17 protein-coding genes are annotated in these 16,148 nt (G+C 69.4%); 7 read left to right on the forward strand and 10 right to left on the reverse strand.

All coding sequences use genetic code 11. From position 1 onward, the window contains the following. Positions 1–29 precede the first annotated feature (29 nt). Positions 30–278 carry a glutaredoxin family protein gene (locus GO488_RS09050; RefSeq protein WP_162317432.1) on the forward strand — a complete coding sequence of 83 codons (249 nt, stop codon included), beginning with the start codon at positions 30–32 and terminating at the stop codon, positions 276–278. A 12-nt stretch (positions 279–290) separates the two neighbouring features. On the opposite strand, the gene thiE is transcribed toward GO488_RS09050, so the two are convergent. Next, the gene (thiE, locus tag GO488_RS09055) at positions 291–965 is read right to left on the reverse strand and encodes a thiamine phosphate synthase (protein ID WP_162317433.1); all 675 of its coding nucleotides are present in this window, start codon (positions 963–965) and stop codon (positions 291–293) included. 144 nt (positions 966–1,109) lie between these two features. On the opposite strand from thiE, the gene GO488_RS09060 reads away from it, so the two are divergent. Both GO488_RS09060 and GO488_RS09065 read left to right on the forward strand, forming a co-directional pair. After that, positions 1,110–3,434, forward strand: coding sequence for an Hvo_1808 family surface protein (locus GO488_RS09060; RefSeq protein WP_162317434.1), 2,325 nt, complete (start codon positions 1,110–1,112; stop codon positions 3,432–3,434). A 92-nt stretch (positions 3,435–3,526) separates the two neighbouring features. Next, a complete protein-coding gene (locus GO488_RS09065; RefSeq protein WP_162317435.1) occupies positions 3,527–4,663 on the forward strand; it encodes a site-2 protease family protein in 1,137 nt (378 codons plus the stop codon). 2 nt (positions 4,664–4,665) lie between these two features. Here the strand turns inward: GO488_RS09065 and GO488_RS09070 are convergent, their stop codons facing one another. Next, a complete protein-coding gene (locus tag GO488_RS09070; RefSeq protein WP_162317436.1) occupies positions 4,666–5,271 on the reverse strand; it encodes a methyltransferase family protein in 606 nt (201 codons plus the stop codon). An 83-nt stretch (positions 5,272–5,354) separates the two neighbouring features. On the opposite strand from GO488_RS09070, the gene GO488_RS09075 reads away from it, so the two are divergent. Beyond that, positions 5,355–6,038: a helix-turn-helix domain-containing protein gene (locus tag GO488_RS09075; protein ID WP_162317437.1), complete on the forward strand. Its 684-nt coding sequence runs from the start codon at positions 5,355–5,357 to the stop codon at positions 6,036–6,038. Here GO488_RS09075 and GO488_RS09080 read toward each other — a convergent pair whose 3' ends face one another. Further along, positions 6,039–7,391, reverse strand: coding sequence for an aryl-sulfate sulfotransferase (locus tag GO488_RS09080; RefSeq protein ID WP_162317438.1), 1,353 nt, complete (start codon positions 7,389–7,391; stop codon positions 6,039–6,041). A 144-nt stretch (positions 7,392–7,535) separates the two neighbouring features. On the opposite strand from GO488_RS09080, the gene GO488_RS09085 reads away from it, so the two are divergent. Together GO488_RS09085 and GO488_RS09090 are read left to right on the forward strand one after the other, a co-directional pair. Then, positions 7,536–8,390: a ZIP family metal transporter gene (locus GO488_RS09085; RefSeq protein WP_162317439.1), complete on the forward strand. Its 855-nt coding sequence runs from the start codon at positions 7,536–7,538 to the stop codon at positions 8,388–8,390. Between the two features lie 76 nt (positions 8,391–8,466). Further along, positions 8,467–9,045, forward strand: coding sequence for an NADPH-dependent FMN reductase (locus GO488_RS09090; protein ID WP_162317440.1), 579 nt, complete (start codon positions 8,467–8,469; stop codon positions 9,043–9,045). Here the strand turns inward: GO488_RS09090 and GO488_RS09095 are convergent. From GO488_RS09095 to GO488_RS09115, 5 genes are all read right to left on the reverse strand, one after another. Then, positions 9,042–9,917: a helix-turn-helix transcriptional regulator gene (locus GO488_RS09095; RefSeq protein ID WP_162317441.1), complete on the reverse strand. Its 876-nt coding sequence runs from the start codon at positions 9,915–9,917 to the stop codon at positions 9,042–9,044. The two genes, GO488_RS09090 and GO488_RS09095, sit on opposite strands and share 4 nt — an antisense overlap. Before the next feature lie 40 nt (positions 9,918–9,957). After that, a complete protein-coding gene (locus GO488_RS09100) occupies positions 9,958–10,257 on the reverse strand; it encodes a CPCC family cysteine-rich protein (RefSeq protein WP_162317442.1) in 300 nt (99 codons plus the stop codon). A gap of 75 nt (positions 10,258–10,332) precedes the next feature. Further along, a complete protein-coding gene (locus GO488_RS09105; protein WP_162317443.1) occupies positions 10,333–10,617 on the reverse strand; it encodes a DUF6360 family protein in 285 nt (94 codons plus the stop codon). A 248-nt stretch (positions 10,618–10,865) separates the two neighbouring features. Beyond that, positions 10,866–12,032, reverse strand: a complete 1,167-nt coding sequence (locus GO488_RS09110; RefSeq protein WP_162317444.1) for a nicotinate phosphoribosyltransferase — start codon at positions 12,030–12,032, stop codon at positions 10,866–10,868. Between the two features lie 99 nt (positions 12,033–12,131). Next, a complete protein-coding gene (locus GO488_RS09115) occupies positions 12,132–12,326 on the reverse strand; it encodes a hypothetical protein (RefSeq protein WP_162317445.1) in 195 nt (64 codons plus the stop codon). A 135-nt stretch (positions 12,327–12,461) separates the two neighbouring features. Between GO488_RS09115 and GO488_RS09120 the strand changes: the two genes are divergently transcribed. Then, positions 12,462–13,262 carry a DUF3592 domain-containing protein gene (locus tag GO488_RS09120; RefSeq protein WP_162317446.1) on the forward strand — a complete coding sequence of 267 codons (801 nt, stop codon included), beginning with the start codon at positions 12,462–12,464 and terminating at the stop codon, positions 13,260–13,262. 15 nt (positions 13,263–13,277) lie between these two features. Here GO488_RS09120 and GO488_RS09125 read toward each other — a convergent pair whose 3' ends face one another. Further along, positions 13,278–14,615, reverse strand: coding sequence for an Hvo_1808 family surface protein (locus GO488_RS09125; protein ID WP_162317447.1), 1,338 nt, complete (start codon positions 14,613–14,615; stop codon positions 13,278–13,280). After that, a complete protein-coding gene (locus GO488_RS09130; protein WP_162317448.1) occupies positions 14,608–16,122 on the reverse strand; it encodes an Hvo_1808 family surface protein in 1,515 nt (504 codons plus the stop codon). Before GO488_RS09130 ends, GO488_RS09125 begins: the two co-directional genes overlap by 8 nt. Positions 16,123–16,148 lie beyond the last annotated feature (26 nt).

The raw sequence follows: 16,148 nt of genomic DNA on the forward strand, positions 1-16,148 counted from the left end.
TTTAGCGCTCGGGACCCAACGGGCGAGCGATGAGTGACGCGTCGGTCACGGTGTACACGCGCGAGGACTGCCACCTCTGTGAGGAGGCGATCGACACGATCGAGCGAGTCGCCGACGAGGAGGGCGTCGCCCTCTCGCTGTCGCTGGTGGACGTCGACGGCGACCCGGAGCTACGCGAGGAGTACGGCGAGCGAGTCCCCTACGTCCTGTTGGACGGGACGCCGGCCTTCAAGTACCGCGTCGACGAGCGGCGGTTGCGGCGGAAGTTGACCGAGTGAGGCTCGCGGCGCTCACTCGCCGTCGCCGCCACTCGCCCCTGCCTCGCGCTCGCGTTTCCCCCGCTCGACGGCTTCCCGGAGCGCCGCCGTCGCCGCTTTCGGGTCCTCGGCTCGCGTGATGGCGGTGATGACCGCGACGCCGTCGGCTCCCGCGGCGGCCACGTCGGCGGCGTTCTCGGCCGTGACGCCGCCGATGCCGACGACGGGAATGTCGACTGCGGCGGCGATCTCGGCCACTCGCTGCGGGCCGACGCCGTGTTCCTCGTCGGGGATGTCGGTCTTCGACCCGGTTCGGAACACCGTCCCGACCCCGAGGTAGTCGGCCCCGGCGGCTTCGGCCGCCTCGGCGTCCGCGACGAACGACACGGAGCGGCCGATGAGCGCGTCCTCGCCCAGCAGCTCGCGGGCGACGGACACCGGCAGGTCGTCGTCGCCCAAGTGGACGCCGTCGGCGTCCAGCGCCTGCGCGAGGTCGACCCGGTCGTTGACGACGAAGGCGACGCCGGCCTCGCGGGTCAGTTCCCGTAGCTCTCTGCCCATCTCGTAGCGTTCGCGGACCGGCAGGTCCTTCTCGCGCAGCTGTACGACGCCGACGCCGCCCTCGATGGCTCGCTCGACTATCTCGTGGGTGGACCGGCCGTCCGACAGCGACTCGCCGGTCACGAGGTACACGTCCCAATCGACCATACGGGCGGTCGGCGCGGCCACCGCCTGATTCTTGCGTTCCGACGCGACGATAAGCCCGGCTTAGTCGCCGGGCGCGCTCCATAACTAATGGCCGAGCAGCCCTGACAGTGCCTATCCGAGCGACGGAGACGACCGCTTCCAGCCATGACTCTCACTTCCCAGACACGCGTCCGAACGGTGACGATCGCCCTCGCCGTCTGTCTCGCCGCGGTGACCGCGACGATGGCCGTCGGTACCGCGGCGGCACAGACCGAGACCGACGAGGCGGCGTTCGAACCGAACGACAGCTTCGAGAACGCGACGCAACTCGAGCCCGGAAACTACACGGGGCTGAACGTCACCGAGAACGACCTCGACGTCTACGCCGTCGAACTGAACGCCGGTGAGTCGCTCTCGGCCGAGATCGAGTTCTCGCACGCCCGCGGCGACCTCGACCTCTTCTTGCTCGGGCCGAACGGGTCGACGCTCCAGGCGGGCGTCTCCGAGACCGACGGCGAGAGCGTCTCCGCGGTCGCCCCGGAGGCGGGGACCTACTACTTGGTCGTCGCCGGCTTCCAGGGGGCGAGCGGCCCCTACGACCTGCGCGTGAATACGGCCGGGGCCGGACCGTCGCCGGCGGCGGGCGAGTTCGAGCCGAACGACGACTTCGAGACGGCGACGCCGGTCGAGGCGGGGAACTACACCGGCCTGAACGTCACCGAGAACGACCTCGATGTCTACGCCGTCGAACTGAGCGAGGGCGACACGCTCTCGGCCGAGATCGAGTTCTCGCACGCCCGCGGCGACCTCGAACTCCTGCTGATCGGGCCGGAGCGGACCGTCCTTCAGGCGAGCACGTCGTCGACCGACGGCGAGAGCATCTCGCACCTGGCGGGGACGAACGGCACCTACTATCTGGTCGTCTACGGCTATCTGGACGGGACCGGCCCGTACGACCTCTCGGTCGGCGTTTCGAGCGGTGAGGATGGCACGCCGCCCGCGGGACCGTCACCGACCGAGACGCCCGGTAACGAGACGGCGACTCCGGAGCCCCCGACGGGCGAGACGGCGACCGACGAGACTGCCTCGCTCGCCGACCCCGAGAGCGACCGGCTCGGCTGGGAACGGGGCTACTGGGCGAACGAGTCGCTCGACGTGGAGACCGGCGACGGCCTCTCAGAGGCCGAGCGGCGGGCGCTGGTCGCTCGCTCGATGGCCCGCGTCGAGGCGATCCGCGAACGGGAGTTCGAGCGGCCGGTCGAGTTCGACGTGGTCTCCCGGGCGGCCTACGCCGCCAATCAGTCCCAAGACACCTTCCAGCGCCTCGTCGGCACGCGGTACTACAATCAGGTGTACGAGGCGACGTTCATCGTCGACGAGGAGACCGACGCCTACGACGTGGTCACGGGCGGGCAGAGCGCCGCCGTCGGCGGGTTCTACGCCGTCGGCAGCGACCGGTTCGTCCTCGTCGTCGAGGACCCCGACGACCCGAGCGTCGACGAAGGCATCCTCGTCCACGAGCTCACCCACGCCCTGCAGCACCAGACCGGCCTGCTCGACTCGGCCTTTCGGTCGCCGACGCTGAGCAGCGACGCCCGAACCGGCCTCCTCGGTCTCGTCGAGGGCGACGCGAACTACGTGATGGCCCGCTACGACGCCCGCTGTGCGAACGGGACGTGGGAGTGTCTGCCCCGCGACGCGTCCGCCTCGGTCAGCGGCGATGGCGACGAGAGTGCCGGAGACGCAGACGGCCCCGACGGCGTCAACCTCGGCGTCTACCTCACCGGCTATCAGCCGTACTCGGACGGCCCGGCGCTGGTCGCCGACATCCGGGAGCGCGGCGGGTGGGACGCCGTCGACGCCGCCTACGACTCGCCGCCCGTCTCGACCGAGCAGACGATCCACCCCGAACGGTACCCGGACGAGCGGCCGGCGTCGCTCGATCGGCGCGAGCCCATCGACGGCGACTGGGAGCGGTTCACCACCGACACGCTCGGCGAAGCGTGGCTCTACTCGATGTTCTGGTATCAGGACCGCGAGTACGATATCCCCGTCATCGACAGCGGACAGGTGCTCTCGCCGGACTCGGGGGACTACGACACGTACAACTACACGAGCGCCCCCTCCGAGGGGTGGGCCAACGACCGCATCTCGCTGTACGCGAACGGCGACGCGTCCGGCTACGTCTGGGTGACGGCCTGGGACAGCGAGGACGACGCCCGGCAGTTCGCCGACGCCTACCGGCGGGTCCTCGACGGCCACGGCGGCGAGTCCGTCGGCGAAGAGACGTGGCGCATCCCCGACGAAGCGCCCTACGGCGACGCCTTCCGGGTCGTCCGCGACGGCCGGACCGTGACCGTCGTCAACGGTCCCGACGCGGACGCGCTGTCGGCCATCGCGCCGGACGTCGGCAGCGACGACGACGGTGACGAGGGCGGCGGCGATGCGGACGACGGTGACGGCGAAGCCGAGTCGGTCGCGATTCCGTGAGTACCGGCGGCCGACCGGTCGCCGCCGCCGGACCCGCTCTCGTCGCCCGGTTCGGCCGAAGCTATTACTGCTAGCCACCCCTTTCCTCGCTCGTGCGAAACTATCGTATCACGACGGTGTGGGGTATTCCCATCCGCGTCAATATCTCGCTACTGGTGTTTCTGCCGGTGCTGGCGTGGCTCATCGGCAGCGGCGCACAGATAGAGCTCTACGCCGGTATCGTGGGCGGACTCGTCGGAACGGAACTGGACCTCGCCCGGTTACAGGCCGGGACGACGCCGTGGCTCGTCGGCACGCTCGCGGCGGTGGGCCTGTTCGTCAGCGTCACGCTGCACGAACTCGGCCACGCCTGGGCGGCGATGCGCTACGACCTCGAAGTGGAGTCCATCACGCTGTGGATCCTCGGCGGGCTGGCGAGCTTCAAGCAGATGCCCAGAGAGTGGAACCGGGAGTTCTGGATCGCCGTCGCCGGCCCGATAACCAGTATTCTGGTCGGCGTCGTCTGCTACGCCGGGCTGTTCGCGCTGCCGACCAGCGCGACGGTCTCGCTGTTCGTCGTCGGCTGGCTGAGCGTGACGAACCTCGTCCTCGCGGGGTTCAACATGCTGCCCGCGTTCCCGATGGACGGCGGGCGCGTCCTGCGGGCGCTCTTGGCCCGGAACCGCCCGTACGCCTCGGCGACGCGCATCGCCGCCCGCATCGGCACGTTCTTCGCCGTCCTCTTCGCCGTCTTCGGCGTCCTCTCCTTCAGCCCCATCCTGCTACTGCTCGCGCTGTTCATCTACGCCGCCGCCACGGGCGAATCCAGAACGGTCGCCCTGTCGGACCTCCTGGAGGGGCTCACGGTCGGCGACGTGGCCCGGCCGTCGGCGCTGACCATCGACGCCGCCGCCAGCGTCGAGGACCTCGTCGACCGGATGTTCGCCGACCGCTCGACGGAGTTCACGGTCACGCGGGGCGGCGAGGTCGTCGGCGTCGTCACCGTCGCGGACTTCCGGGCGCTCTCGCAGGCCGAGCGCGCGGCCGACACCGTCGGCGACCTGATGGAGACGGACCTCCCCCGACTCGACGCCGACATGTCGGCGTTCGACGCGCTGGTCGAACTCGACACCGCCCGGGCCAGCGCCGCCCTCGTCGAGGGGCCGGACGGCGTCCACGTCGTCTCCCGGGAGGACTTCTCCTCGGCGATGGAGATGCGGCGGCTGGTCGGGACCGGCGACCCGTTCTGACGCTACTCGGCGTCCGCGGCCGACCGTCGGTCCGCGAGCGCTCGCACGGACGCGGGACCGACGAAGCGCGGCACCCGCTGTGCGTATCGCTCGTAGGCCTCGCCGTACTGCTCGCGCAGCCACGGCTCCTCCGCGAACGGGAGCGTCACCCACGACAGGAGGTAGACGGCGCACAGCGCGAACACCGGCGGCGTCGCCGCGAAGACGGCGAACCCGACCGTCGCGACGACGTAGCAGACGTACTGCGGGTTGCGGGAGTAGCGGTACCAGCCGCCGGTCCGTAGCTCGCCTTCGAGCCCCATCGTCTCCTCGCTCCCGAGGCCCCGTCCGGCGAGCAGCGCGCCGGCGAACGGGACGGCGAAGCAGACGGCACCGGCGACGAGCGCCGGCGTCGGGAAGCCGAGGCTGTTCCAGCCGAAGTACGTGACGACGAGGAGGGAGACGTTGAACGTCTGTTCGAGCGTCCAGTGCGTGTAGTACCGCCATCCGCGCTCGCCCGGCGGCCAGTACTTCGTCCACCCGAGCGCGCTCGACGCGATCCCGACCAGATTCACGGATTCGGCGGCGAATCCCACCGCGAACGCGACGAGCGGTAGCGACAGGTCCATAGCGTCGCTTGTCGGTGTGAGCGCGTGGACGTTGTCCCGGCTCTACTAGGCGATTTAAATATTCATCGGGCAAAGCACCCACCGTGAAGTACCTCGACGTCTATCTCCGCCAGCCGCGGTGGATGCTCCACCCGATGCAGGCGTTCATCCGCGACGAGGACGTCGTCGAGTACGAGGAGCTACAGGCCTGGACCGGCATCGGCGGCGACCGGTCGGTCGAGTACGTGCTGTTCTACGTCGAGGCCGAGCTGGAGCCGTACGCGGCGGCGCTCGATTCCGTCGAGTCGATCCGCTGGTACGACCTGACGCCGGTCGACGACGGGGCGTTCTACGCCTACGTCTGCCAGGAGACCCTCCCGGCGGACCGCTCGTGGCGCGAGGCGTTCGCCGACCTGAGCGTCGTCCCCGTCCCGCCCGTCGTCTACGACAGCGACGCCGCCTTCCACATGACGCTCGTGGGCACCGGCGAGGACCTGCAGACGACGCTCTCGTCCTTACCCGAAGACATCGACGTGACCGTCGAGGCCATCGGCGAGTACGACCGGCGACACGCCCCGGTGGTCGGCGACCTGACCGATCGCCAGCTCGAAGCCGTCGAGGTCGCCGCCGAATTGGGATTCTACTCGGTGCCCCGCGAAGCCGGCGTCGCGGCGGTCGCCGACGAGCTCGGCTGCGCGGCGAGCACCGCCTCGGATCTCCTGCAGAAAGCCGAATCACGGGTCATGCGCCGTCTCGCCCGCCGATACGGCCGGCGGACGAGCGGGTGATTATCGCCGCTGCCGGAACCAGTCCGCGCTTCCGACGACGACGCCGACGAGCGACACCAGCGAGACCGCCAGGTGGATCTCGACGAACCAGAACGGCGTCTGTGGGGCGACGGCCCGGAGACCGATCAGCGCGAGCGAGAGCCCCGGAATGCCGTTATCTACCGTCTGGACCCCCTCACCCGAGGGCTCGTAGGCGGTCGCGCCGGCGCGCTCGCCCTCGGGGAGCCGCTCGGCCTCGTAGGGTATCGGGGAGTTGCTCGGCGTTCCGGTGCTCCAGACGACGGTGCCGTCTTCCGTCACCTCGAAGACGCGCTTGTTCAGCGTGTCCGTCACGAGCGTGTTACCGTTGTCGAGCCGGTCGGCGTCCCGCGGCCAGTTGAGGTCCATGCCGCCGGCGCTCTCGAGCGACCAGACCGGCACCCAGCGGTCGCCTCGCTTGTGGAGCTCGACCACGCGGTCGTTGCCCGAGTCGGCGACCAGTATCGCGCCGGGACCGAGCCACTGGGGGTTGTGTTGGTGGTCCATCACGCTCGGGTCGCCACAGCGGACCTCGCCGTCGTCGTCGAAGTCCAGGAGCTGTTTGCCGCCGCCCCTGCAGGCCTCGTCGTCGGTACCGCGGTCCGCGTTGACGACCTCGACGACGCCCTCGCCGCGCTCGACGACGAGCAGTTGGTTGGAGTTGCGCACCGAGACGAGATAGCGCGTGTCGCTGATGGCGTCCACGTCGTTGATGTGGAGCCAGTCGTGTCTCGTCGCGTCCGGCGGCGCGTCGTAGAACCGCGAGGCGTTCCACTGCCACGTTATCTCGCCGTCCTCCAGGATGAAGATGCGCTCGTGTTCCATGTCGGAGAGGAGGAACACGCCCGGTTCCAGCCGCTCGACGTCGTGCGTCTCACTATTCTTGCCGGTTCGGACCGGGAAGGCGTACTCGCTGAGGACCGTCGGCCCGCCAGCGGCGTGAGGGTCGATGATGCGGAAGCCGGTCTTGGTGCACGGCGCGTCGTAGGGCGCACAGCCGGTCTCGTAGCCCGAGTGCATGAACCCCGCCATGACCGTTCCGTTGGGGAGCCGCGTCACGTCGAAGTAGCTGTCGGCGCTCCCCTCCTGCCACGCGATCGCGCCGTCTCTGATGAGGTAGACGCTGCCCTTGCCGTGCCAGCCGGGACCGCCGCCGTGAGAGCCGACGAGCGTTCCGGTGACGTTCGCGCTAGTGTTCGTGCTGGCGTTTGCGGTATCGTAGCTCTCGCCGCCGATGCCCCGGTCGGGAGCCGTCACCGCACCGGCGACGAGCGTGCTGGAGAACAGCAGGAGGCTGACCGCGACGAGGGCGACACCGCGCCTGGCACGTTCCATCGTCGTCACCTGGGTGAGAGCGGAAAAAAGCCTTCCGGGGTGGGGCGGAACCTCCGGTCCCGCGTCTCGGTGAGCGGGCTTCGCCCACGAACCGAAGCCCGCGCGGCGGTAGCTACAAATCACCTCCCCGCACACGTCCCGACGATGCAGTCGGGATTCGTCGAGGCGTTCGCGTCGCTGGTGGGAACCGACCCGCTCGTGATGGGACTGGTCGGTGGGATCGTCATCGCGGGACTGAACCTCCTCGGGGCGTCGCTCGTCTTGGTGTGGCGCGACCCCTCCGAGCGCGCACTCGATATCGCACTAGGGTTCGCCGCGGGCGTGATGCTGGCGGCGGCGTTCACGAGCCTCATCCTCCCCGGTATCGAGGAGTACTCCGGGGGCAACCCGATACCGACGCTACTCGGCGTCGCGCTCGGCGCGCTCTTCCTCGACCAGGCGGACCGCTTCACGCCCCACGCCCACTACCTGCTGACCGGTCGCAAGCGCACGGACGCCGCCGCCCCAGCGGAGTCCCTCCCCGGGTCGGACGAACGGCTGACCGGCGTCGTCCTGTTCATCCTCGCGATCACCCTCCACAACATGCCCGAGGGCTTGGCCGTCGGCGTCGGGTTCGGCGCGGCGGCGACCGATCCCTCGCAGCTCGGCGGCGCGCTCTCGCTGATGCTCGCCATCGGCATCCAGAACGTCCCCGAGGGACTGGCGGTGTCGGTGGCCGCCGTCAACGCCGGCCTCGACAAGCGCTTCTACGCCGTCGTCGCGGGCGTCCGAGCGGGCGTCGTCGAGATCCCGCTGGCGATCCTCGGGGCCGTCGCCGTCACCGTCGTCGAACCGCTCCTCCCCTACGCGATGGGCTTCGCCGCGGGCGCGATGCTGTTCGTCATCTCCGACGAGATAATCCCCGAGACCCACCGCAGCGGCCACGAGCGCGTGGCGACGCTGGGGCTGATGGCCGGCGCGATCGTCATGCTGTACCTCGACATCTCGCTGGCCGGGTGAACGCAGTTTCGGTAACGCCGCCGACAGAAATGTAGCTCTGCAAACATTAACGGGCCAGTCGGCCCTCGGTACGCGTATGTCCGAAACCGAGTCCCGGCCGCTGGTCGTCGGCGTCGTCGGGAGCCTGAACGACGATAGCGTCACTCGACTGGCCACGGAACGCGCGCTCGCGGCCGCCGCGGACCGCGGCGCCGAAACCGAGCTACTGGACCTCAGAGACTACGAATTACCGGTATTCGATCCGAACGCCGACCCCCCGGCGGGCGTCGCCGAGCTGACCGACCGTATCGAGGCCGCCGACTCGGTCCTGCTGGGGACGCCGATGTACCACGGCTCCTACGCCTCCCCGCTGAAGACCGCCCTGGACTACGCCGGCTTCGACGAGTTCGAGGCGACGACCGTGGGTCTGCTGGTCGTCGCCGGCGGGAGCTACCCGCTTCCGGCGCTGGACCACCTCCGGTCTGTCTGTCGCGCTCTCGACGCGTGGGTACTCCCCCATCAGGCGGCCGTCACCGGCTCTCACGGCATCGACGGCGAACTGCCGGAGGGCGACCGCGGTCGGGTCGAGGAACTCGGCGAACAGGCGGTCGCCTACGCCGACATCGAGCCGGCCGACCCCGAGGCGCAGTCGCCGCCCGCCCCGGCCGACGATTAATCGAACGCCGTGACCGCGCCCGTCCCGTCGAGCACGGCGACCCGCTCCGCGTCACCGGGAGCGACCCGAACGGCGACCGCCCACGGGTCGGTCGCGCGGACCGTCACGGCCTCCGGGTCGACCACGAACGGGAGTTCCCAGACCGGGCGCTCGCGCAGGTCGACCCCGTTCTCGTAACAGAAGCCCTGGACGCCGGGGTGGGTCAACAGTACTGCTCCCGGCGGGACGTAGCTGTGGTAACTGCACCGCTGGCAGTCGTAGCCGACGACGACGGAGTGGCCCCGGACCGCGACGGCCTTCGCCGGCGGGCCGTCGCTGAACTGCCGCGTGACCTGGCCGGAACACACCGGACAGCACTCCGCGTGCGCCCTGGCCCACGCCGACCGCGCGACTCTGTCGAAGGCGCGGCCGATCTCGTCGCCGCTCCGGTCGACGAGACCGCCGGGGTCGAAGGGATGGCGGAGGTGACGGAGCCCGCACTCCCGACAGGCGACGCGTCCGCCTTCGATCGTCCTGTACGTGAAGGCCAGTCCGCCGCCGCAGTCGATGCACGACCCCGATAGCGGCTCGCTGTCGCGGCCGTCCCGTCGATGGAACGCGCCGCCCTGAATCGCGTCGACGACGCGATGACCCGGATAGGTCAGCGCGTACAGACCGTCGTCGGTCTTCGCGACGAACCGGCTCTCGAGCTTCGAGAGGTGGTAATTGAACTTGCCGCTGTCCCGCTCTCCGACCCGCTCGCGTAACACCGAGAAGGAGAGCCGCTGTCGCTCGGCCTCGCCCAGCGCTCGGAGAATGGAGATGCGGAGTTCGTGGCCCACCAGCCCGAACGCCTCCTCCGGCGAGAGGGTCGCCCGTGGGTCCTCGGTCATATCGTCAGTGTGTACCGACCCGGTAATAGTAGCTCCGCCGTCACCTGTCGTAGGGCCAGTTCGGGTCCCGGTCGAACTCGTCGGCGGCGACGGAGCCGTCGGCCTCCTCCGGCGCGCAGGCCCCGTGCTCGCGGAAGTTCTCGCGCGCGGTCGAGAGCGAGACGTGGTTCGTGTCGCTGACGTAGTCGGCGTCACCGAACTGATGGGGGTCGTCCATCCAGTGACAGACCGGACACATCTCGTAGGAGCCCGGTGCCCCCTGCGGGAGTGTGCGATAGCCACAGCACGGGCAGTAGCCCAGTTCCCGCGCCGCGGGGTTCCCGGGTGCGTCGGTGGACATGAACGGTGGTATGCGTTGTCGTGCCAAATAGGTGGCGGGTCGTTCACGGGACCGGGAAACCGCCAGAGAAGGCCGTTACTCGGACTGCGCGGCCTCGACTTTCTCGGCGTACTCTTCGAGTTCGGCGGCGAGTTCGCGGGCCTGGTCCGCCGAGAGCGTCACCGAATCGGCGTGGGGTTTCACGGCGTCGAGTTGCGTGTTGTCCATCTCCAACTGCAGGGAGACGTGGTCGGGGTTCTCCCGCGGCGCGGTGACGTTCAACACCGCGAGCGCCTCCTCGTCGAAGCCGTGGCCCTCTACCGTGCCGTCTAACAGGTCGAACGTCGTGTACGCGTTGACCTTCATGATGCGGTCTGCCATGCTCCTCCGTTGGGGGTTGGTCGTCTAAACCTCTGTGCTCTGTCCAAATGGGAGTGCGTACCAACGGAATCAGAAAGCCCCCGGCCGGTCGCGGTCGCTGCTCGACATATCCTCGCTCGTGCCTCGCTCGGATAGGGGTCGAGCAGGCGACTCCTCTCCGCCGCGACCGGCCGGCCCCTTTCATTCCTCCCAATCGGTTGCGTCACCGGCAGAAACGCTCGGCCGCGTCGCCGGCGACGAGTGGTGATTTACTCCGCCTCGGCGTTCTCGCTCGTGAACCCGACCGCCTCGGCGTCGGCGGCGGCGCGGTCGATGGCGGCGTCGAGGTCGAACTCGCGGACGATCTCGCCGTCCCGAATCAGCGGTTCCATGAGCGACTCGGCGTCCTCGGGGGCCTCGCGGTCGGCGAGGCCGATGTGGTGGCCGCCGTCGGCGGTGCGGTACACCGCCTTCTTACCAGTCAACTTCCCGCGCTTGGCGGCGAGTTCGCCCTCGACTTCGACGATGTCCAGCGCGAAGTCCAGCGGGTCGGCGTTCGAGACGTAACTGCCGACGCCGAAGCCGTCGACCACGTCCCGTAGGTCGCGTAACTGCTCGGGACCCAACCCGCCGGAGGCGAAGACGTCCACGTCCCCGTGGCCGTGGGCGTCCAGCGACCAGCGGACTTCCCGGAGGATGTGCCGGAAGTCGCCGCGGCGAGAGCCGGTGGTGTCGATACGTACGCCGTCTAAGTCCTCGATTGTCTCGGCGGCCCGCACCGCCTCGTCCACCTCGTCGCTGTAGGTGTCGGTCAGCGCGATTCGTGGAGTCTCCGCGGGGACGCCCTCGTCGAAGGCCCGCCACGCCTCCTCCTGGTTGCCGCGGCCGAAGCAGATGACCAGCGCGTGGGGCATCGTCCCGCCGGCCGTCCGGCCGGTCGCGTCCTCGGCGGCGACGTTCGAGAAGCCGTCGAGGCCGCCCAGCAGGGCCGAGCGCTCTATCATCGCGCCCAGCGACGGATGGACGTGCCGCGACCCGAAGGAGAGCACCGTCGAGTCGGGCGCGGCGTGGCGAGTTTCCAGGGCGCGCGTCGCCACGCCGGTCGGGTGGGAGAGAAAGCCGAGTAGTGCGGTCTCCAGCCGGCAGAACTCCCGGTACGGCCCCTCGATGCGCATCACGGGACCGCCGTCGAACAGTCGCCCTTCGGGGATCGCGTCGGCGTCGACGGCTCGCCCGTCCAGCAGCGCCGCGGCGTCTTTCAGGCCGGCCAGGAGGTTCCACTCGCCGGTGGCGAACTGGCTGGCCGTCACCTCGGCGACCACGTCGGGGTTTTTCCCCGCGTGCTCTAGAGCCTCCATCGTCCGGTCGAAGTAGGCGTCGGTCGCCCGACCCTCGCGGATGGTCTCGGGCGAGATAACGTCGAACTCGTCGGTCATACCCCGCCTTCGGACGGGGATTCAAAAAGGACGCGGGTCCGAGCGGCGACAGCGGCGACAGCGGCGACGAGTCGCCGTCTCGCGTCCGCCGCGCCGTGACTATCGTTCGACGACGGCGGGGTGATCGACTCCGTCCGCGGTCGCTCGCAGCAGCGCATCGCTTATGGCGCTCTTGCGGTGGCTGACCTGCAGATGGACGTACACGTCGTTCGCCGCCAGTTCGTGTCCGCAGAGCGGACAGGCGCGTGTCTCCTCGGTTCGATCCGTCGCGGTCACGGGCGTCGTCGATTGCATATACTCGGATAGTGTTACTGAATCTATATGAATGTGTGTAGTTGAGATACTGTCAGGAACGTCGACATCTATACCACTATCGAGACGACGCCCGGCGTCGAAACCTTTTCTTCCGGCCGCTCTGTCACGAACGCTATGCTCGGTCCCCGCCGGTCGGTCGCCCTCCTCCTCGCCGTCGCGTTGCTCCTCCTCGGCGGCTGGTTCGCCGGTCAGCAGTACGTGGCGGCGACGACCTACGAGCGGACGGCTGGAACGGTACAGTCCGCCGAGATGGAGACGTCCCAGCGCGTCGGCGGCGGTATCCGCCTCGGCGGCGACCAGTACTACCGCCCAAACGTGACCTACTCGTATCGGGTCGAGGGCCGGAGCTACACCGGACGGAACGTCGCGCTCGGCGGCGAGGTCGACACGAACGCGCGCGGTCGGGCCGCGGAAGTGCTGAATCGATATAGCACCGGAGAGGAGATAACGGTCCACTACGACCCGGACGCGCCCGAGAGGGCGTATCTCAGCCGTCGGTTCGCCTTCTTCCCCGGCGGCGTCCTGTTCGCGGCCGGACTACTGTTGCTCGGCGACGCGCTCACGCCGCGGACGCGAGTGATCGGGTTCGTCCTCGCGCGGATTCCGCTCGGTCCGGAGGGGAGACGAAGCGACGGCGAGGAGCGGCGACACGCCGTCCCCGACGACCCGACGGCGATACTCGACGGCCGCGGTTCGCCCACTTCTCTGTCGGTGTCGCCGGAACCGGTCGACGCGGCCCCACTGACCGGACGGGCGGCACAGGCGGCGTGGCTCGCGGTCGGGTTGGGAATCCTCGCGACCGTCGTCGGCTTCGTCGCCGTCTCTCGACCGCCCTACGACGAGACGGCGATCTTCACCGGCGTCGGCGCGGTGCTGGCGTTCGGCCGCGGAGCGTACCAATCGCTGCTGGGCTGACCGACTCGCCTCCCCTCACTGGGGTCGGTGGATAGCGCTCAAGTCATCGACCGTCGGTCCGTTGACGATACGAACGGTGTCGCCCGTCCGGGTGATCCGGAAGGCGTCCTCGAAGGAACTGGACTCGGGGACGACGTAGACGTTCTCCCGCGGTTGGCTCGCGCCGTGTTCCTCGACCAGCGCGGCCCGATAGGCCTGTGAGAACTCACGGGCGTCCGCCTCGCTGTCCCACGTGCTGACCCACACGTAGCCGCCGCCGCCGGATCCGTCTTTGTACGGGACGACCTTGTCGCCGGCCCAGCCCTCGGAGGGGTCGCTCACGTAGGAGTAGCGGTCGGCGTCGGTCTGGTTGTTGTGGTACATCGTGGCGAAGATGGAGGCCTCGCCGACGGTGTCGCCGACCGGGTCGTGGTCGAATCGCGACCACTCGTCGTTCGAGCGGTCGGGGACGGTGAGTTCGACGGGTTCCTCGTCGGGGTAGCGGTCGGGGTGGATGACCTGTTCGGTGCTGTTGGGGTACTGGCGGTGAAGCGCGTCGACGGCCTCCCAGCCGCCCTCCTCGCGGATGCTGTCGACGAATCGCGGCCCCGAGACGTACGGCTGGATGATGACGGTGAACAGTCCGGGGTTCATGCTACTGCTACCGCCGCCACCGCCGCCGCTCGCCTCGGGGTTCTCGATACAGGACCACTGCTGGTCACAGCGGTTCCGGTAGAGCGCCTGCACGTAGTTGGCCTCGCCCTCGATGGCCCCGTCCGTCGACAGTTGGGTGTCCTGGGTCTCAGCGGAGGTGTTCAGCCCGAACTGCTGGTCCTGCAGGGCGTGGGTGAGCTCGTGCGAGAGCGTCCCTCTGTCGACCTGCGGCGTCTCCGTCGGGCTGACGATGACGATGCGGTCCCGGCTCGGCGAGTAGAAGCCCTGAACGGAGGTCGAGAGCGCGCTGTCGATGGCCTCGCTGCTCCCCTCGTCCTCGCCGATGAGCAGCAGGGACTCCCACACCTGATCGTTCCACGGGTCCGCCGGCGGCCCGGCGGCCCCGCTCTGATTGCCCCGCGAGCGGTTGCGGTACTCCGCCCGCGAGATGACCTCGACGGGGACGTCCTGCGTGAACTCCCGCTCGCGTATCCGTTCGAGACGGGCCATCGTCCGGGCGACGACGGCCTCGCGCTCGCTCGCGTTGAGGCCGTCCTCGGTCGTCACGTCCACGGGGTCGTCGTACCAGTAGCCGTTCTCCCAGCCGAGCGTGTCACCCCCCTCCGGGGTCGCAGGGTGGTCGCTCCCGCTCCCGCCGAAGGAGGGGACGGTACAGCCGGCCAGCACGATAGTCAGTGCGAGTAGTAGCTCTCTACGCATCGTAGACCTCTCTGAGTTCCGCTTCGCTCGGCGCGTTCACGACGGTGACCGTCTCGCCCTCGACGTGAACGGCGACGGCGTCGGTGAAGGGGCTGTCCTCGGCGACGACCCAGTTCCCGTCGGCGGTGCGGGCCCCGCCCCAGTGTCGGATGACGGTCCGCCACGACTCCGCGAACGTCCGGGCCGCGGCCTCGTCTTCCCAGGCGGTCCGCCAGACGTAGGCCGATTCCGATCCGTCGGTGTAGACGTACATGCGGCCCCCGTCCCACTGCTCGGCCGACCGCAGCGCGTAGTTGTACGGGTCGCTGCCGTCGACCGAGCCGTTCTCCTCGTAGTTGAACACCGTTCGGGGATCGACGACGGCCGACTCGTTGTAGTCGTCGGTCAGCGTGTACGCCAGCGACGCGGCGATAGCCGACGGACCGACGACGGCGTAGTCCGGGCGGTCGCGGTCGGCCGAGGGCCTGACTCGCGTCCACTCCTCGCTCGACCGGTCTTCGAGGGACACCTCGCGCGGCTCCCACTCGGGGTACTCCCGCGGGTCGATGACCTCGCGTGCACCCTGCGGCTTCTCGTCGTAGGCGTCGTTCACCGCCGCCCAGCCGCCGCGTTCGTACAGGTTCTCGATCAGACCGGGGCCGTCGCTGTATGGGAAGTAAAGCAGGAAGGAGAGCCCGAAGTGGCGGTCGTCACCGCCGCTGCCGCCGCCGGGTTCGCCCTCCAGACACTCCCACTGCTGGCCGCAGCGAGCGGTGTAGCGGGCCTCCGTCGCGCCCGCGTCGCCCTCGACGAGGCCGTTGCGGCCCTGCAAGGCGTCTCGGGTCGCGGCGTCGCCGCCGCCGAGGCCGAACTGCTGGTCCTGGACGGCGTGGACGAGTTCGTGGGCCAACGTCGCCTCGTCTATCGTCGGCGTCGGCGAGTCGCTGACGACGACGATCCGGTCCTCGGCCGGGCTGTAGTACCCGAGGACGCTCGACCCGAGCGTGCTCTCCTGGACGGCGATGGAGTCGCGATCCTCGCCGACGAGGAACAGCGCCTCGAACTTCGCGTTGTCGAACCGCGTGAGCGCCTCGCCCGGGCCGTCGCGCTGGCTTCGGTTCGCGCGGAACGCCTCGCGGGAGACGACCTCGACCGGCACCCGCTCCTCGAACTCCAGTCCGCGGACGAACTCGACGCGGGCCATCGATCGGGCGACGACGGCTCGTCGCTCGCTCTCGTTGAGGCCGTCGCCGGTTGTGACGGCGAGGGTCTCGTTGTGCCAGTAGCCGCCCTCCCAGCCGAGTCGGTCGCGCTCCGGGTCCGGCGGCGCGATCTCGCTCTCAGCCGAACTGCCGCTCGCGCCGTTGCCCTCCGCCCCGCTCGTCCCGTCTTCGAGTTCGAGCGTGAACACCGCGTCCGGCGTCTGTGTCCGCTCGGTCTCCGTTCCCGTTTCGGACGCTCCGAACCCCTGACAGCCGGCCAGCAGGAGCGTCACGGCGCAGACGAGGACGGCGGACTGACGGCGCATCTACTGGCTCAACGGGAGGCGCGGTG

The organism is Haloarcula limicola, assembly GCF_010119205.1.
GTDB classification, from domain to species: domain Archaea; phylum Halobacteriota; class Halobacteria; order Halobacteriales; family Haloarculaceae; genus Haloarcula; species Haloarcula limicola.

Excerpts from the sequence above, each read along its gene's own strand:
- GO488_RS09090 (WP_162317440.1), top strand. The coding sequence starts at position 8,467 with ATGTCCGAAACCGAGTCCCGGCCGCTGGTCGTCGGCGTCGTCGGGAGC.
- GO488_RS09110 (WP_162317444.1), bottom strand. The coding sequence starts at position 12,032 with ATGACCGACGAGTTCGACGTTATCTCGCCCGAGACCATCCGCGAGGGT.
- GO488_RS09095 (WP_162317441.1), bottom strand. The coding sequence starts at position 9,917 with ATGACCGAGGACCCACGGGCGACCCTCTCGCCGGAGGAGGCGTTCGGG.
- thiE (WP_162317433.1), bottom strand. The coding sequence starts at position 965 with ATGGTCGATTGGGACGTGTACCTCGTGACCGGCGAGTCGCTGTCGGAC.
- GO488_RS09130 (WP_162317448.1), bottom strand. The coding sequence starts at position 16,122 with ATGCGCCGTCAGTCCGCCGTCCTCGTCTGCGCCGTGACGCTCCTGCTG.
- GO488_RS09115 (WP_162317445.1), bottom strand. The coding sequence starts at position 12,326 with ATGCAATCGACGACGCCCGTGACCGCGACGGATCGAACCGAGGAGACA.
- GO488_RS09085 (WP_162317439.1), top strand. The coding sequence starts at position 7,536 with ATGCAGTCGGGATTCGTCGAGGCGTTCGCGTCGCTGGTGGGAACCGAC.
- GO488_RS09100 (WP_162317442.1), bottom strand. The coding sequence starts at position 10,257 with ATGTCCACCGACGCACCCGGGAACCCCGCGGCGCGGGAACTGGGCTAC.
- GO488_RS09070 (WP_162317436.1), bottom strand. The coding sequence starts at position 5,271 with ATGGACCTGTCGCTACCGCTCGTCGCGTTCGCGGTGGGATTCGCCGCC.
- GO488_RS09120 (WP_162317446.1), top strand. The coding sequence starts at position 12,462 with ATGCTCGGTCCCCGCCGGTCGGTCGCCCTCCTCCTCGCCGTCGCGTTG.
- GO488_RS09050 (WP_162317432.1), top strand. The coding sequence starts at position 30 with ATGAGTGACGCGTCGGTCACGGTGTACACGCGCGAGGACTGCCACCTC.
- GO488_RS09060 (WP_162317434.1), top strand. The coding sequence starts at position 1,110 with ATGACTCTCACTTCCCAGACACGCGTCCGAACGGTGACGATCGCCCTC.
- GO488_RS09125 (WP_162317447.1), bottom strand. The coding sequence starts at position 14,615 with ATGCGTAGAGAGCTACTACTCGCACTGACTATCGTGCTGGCCGGCTGT.
- GO488_RS09080 (WP_162317438.1), bottom strand. The coding sequence starts at position 7,391 with ATGGAACGTGCCAGGCGCGGTGTCGCCCTCGTCGCGGTCAGCCTCCTG.
- GO488_RS09105 (WP_162317443.1), bottom strand. The coding sequence starts at position 10,617 with ATGGCAGACCGCATCATGAAGGTCAACGCGTACACGACGTTCGACCTG.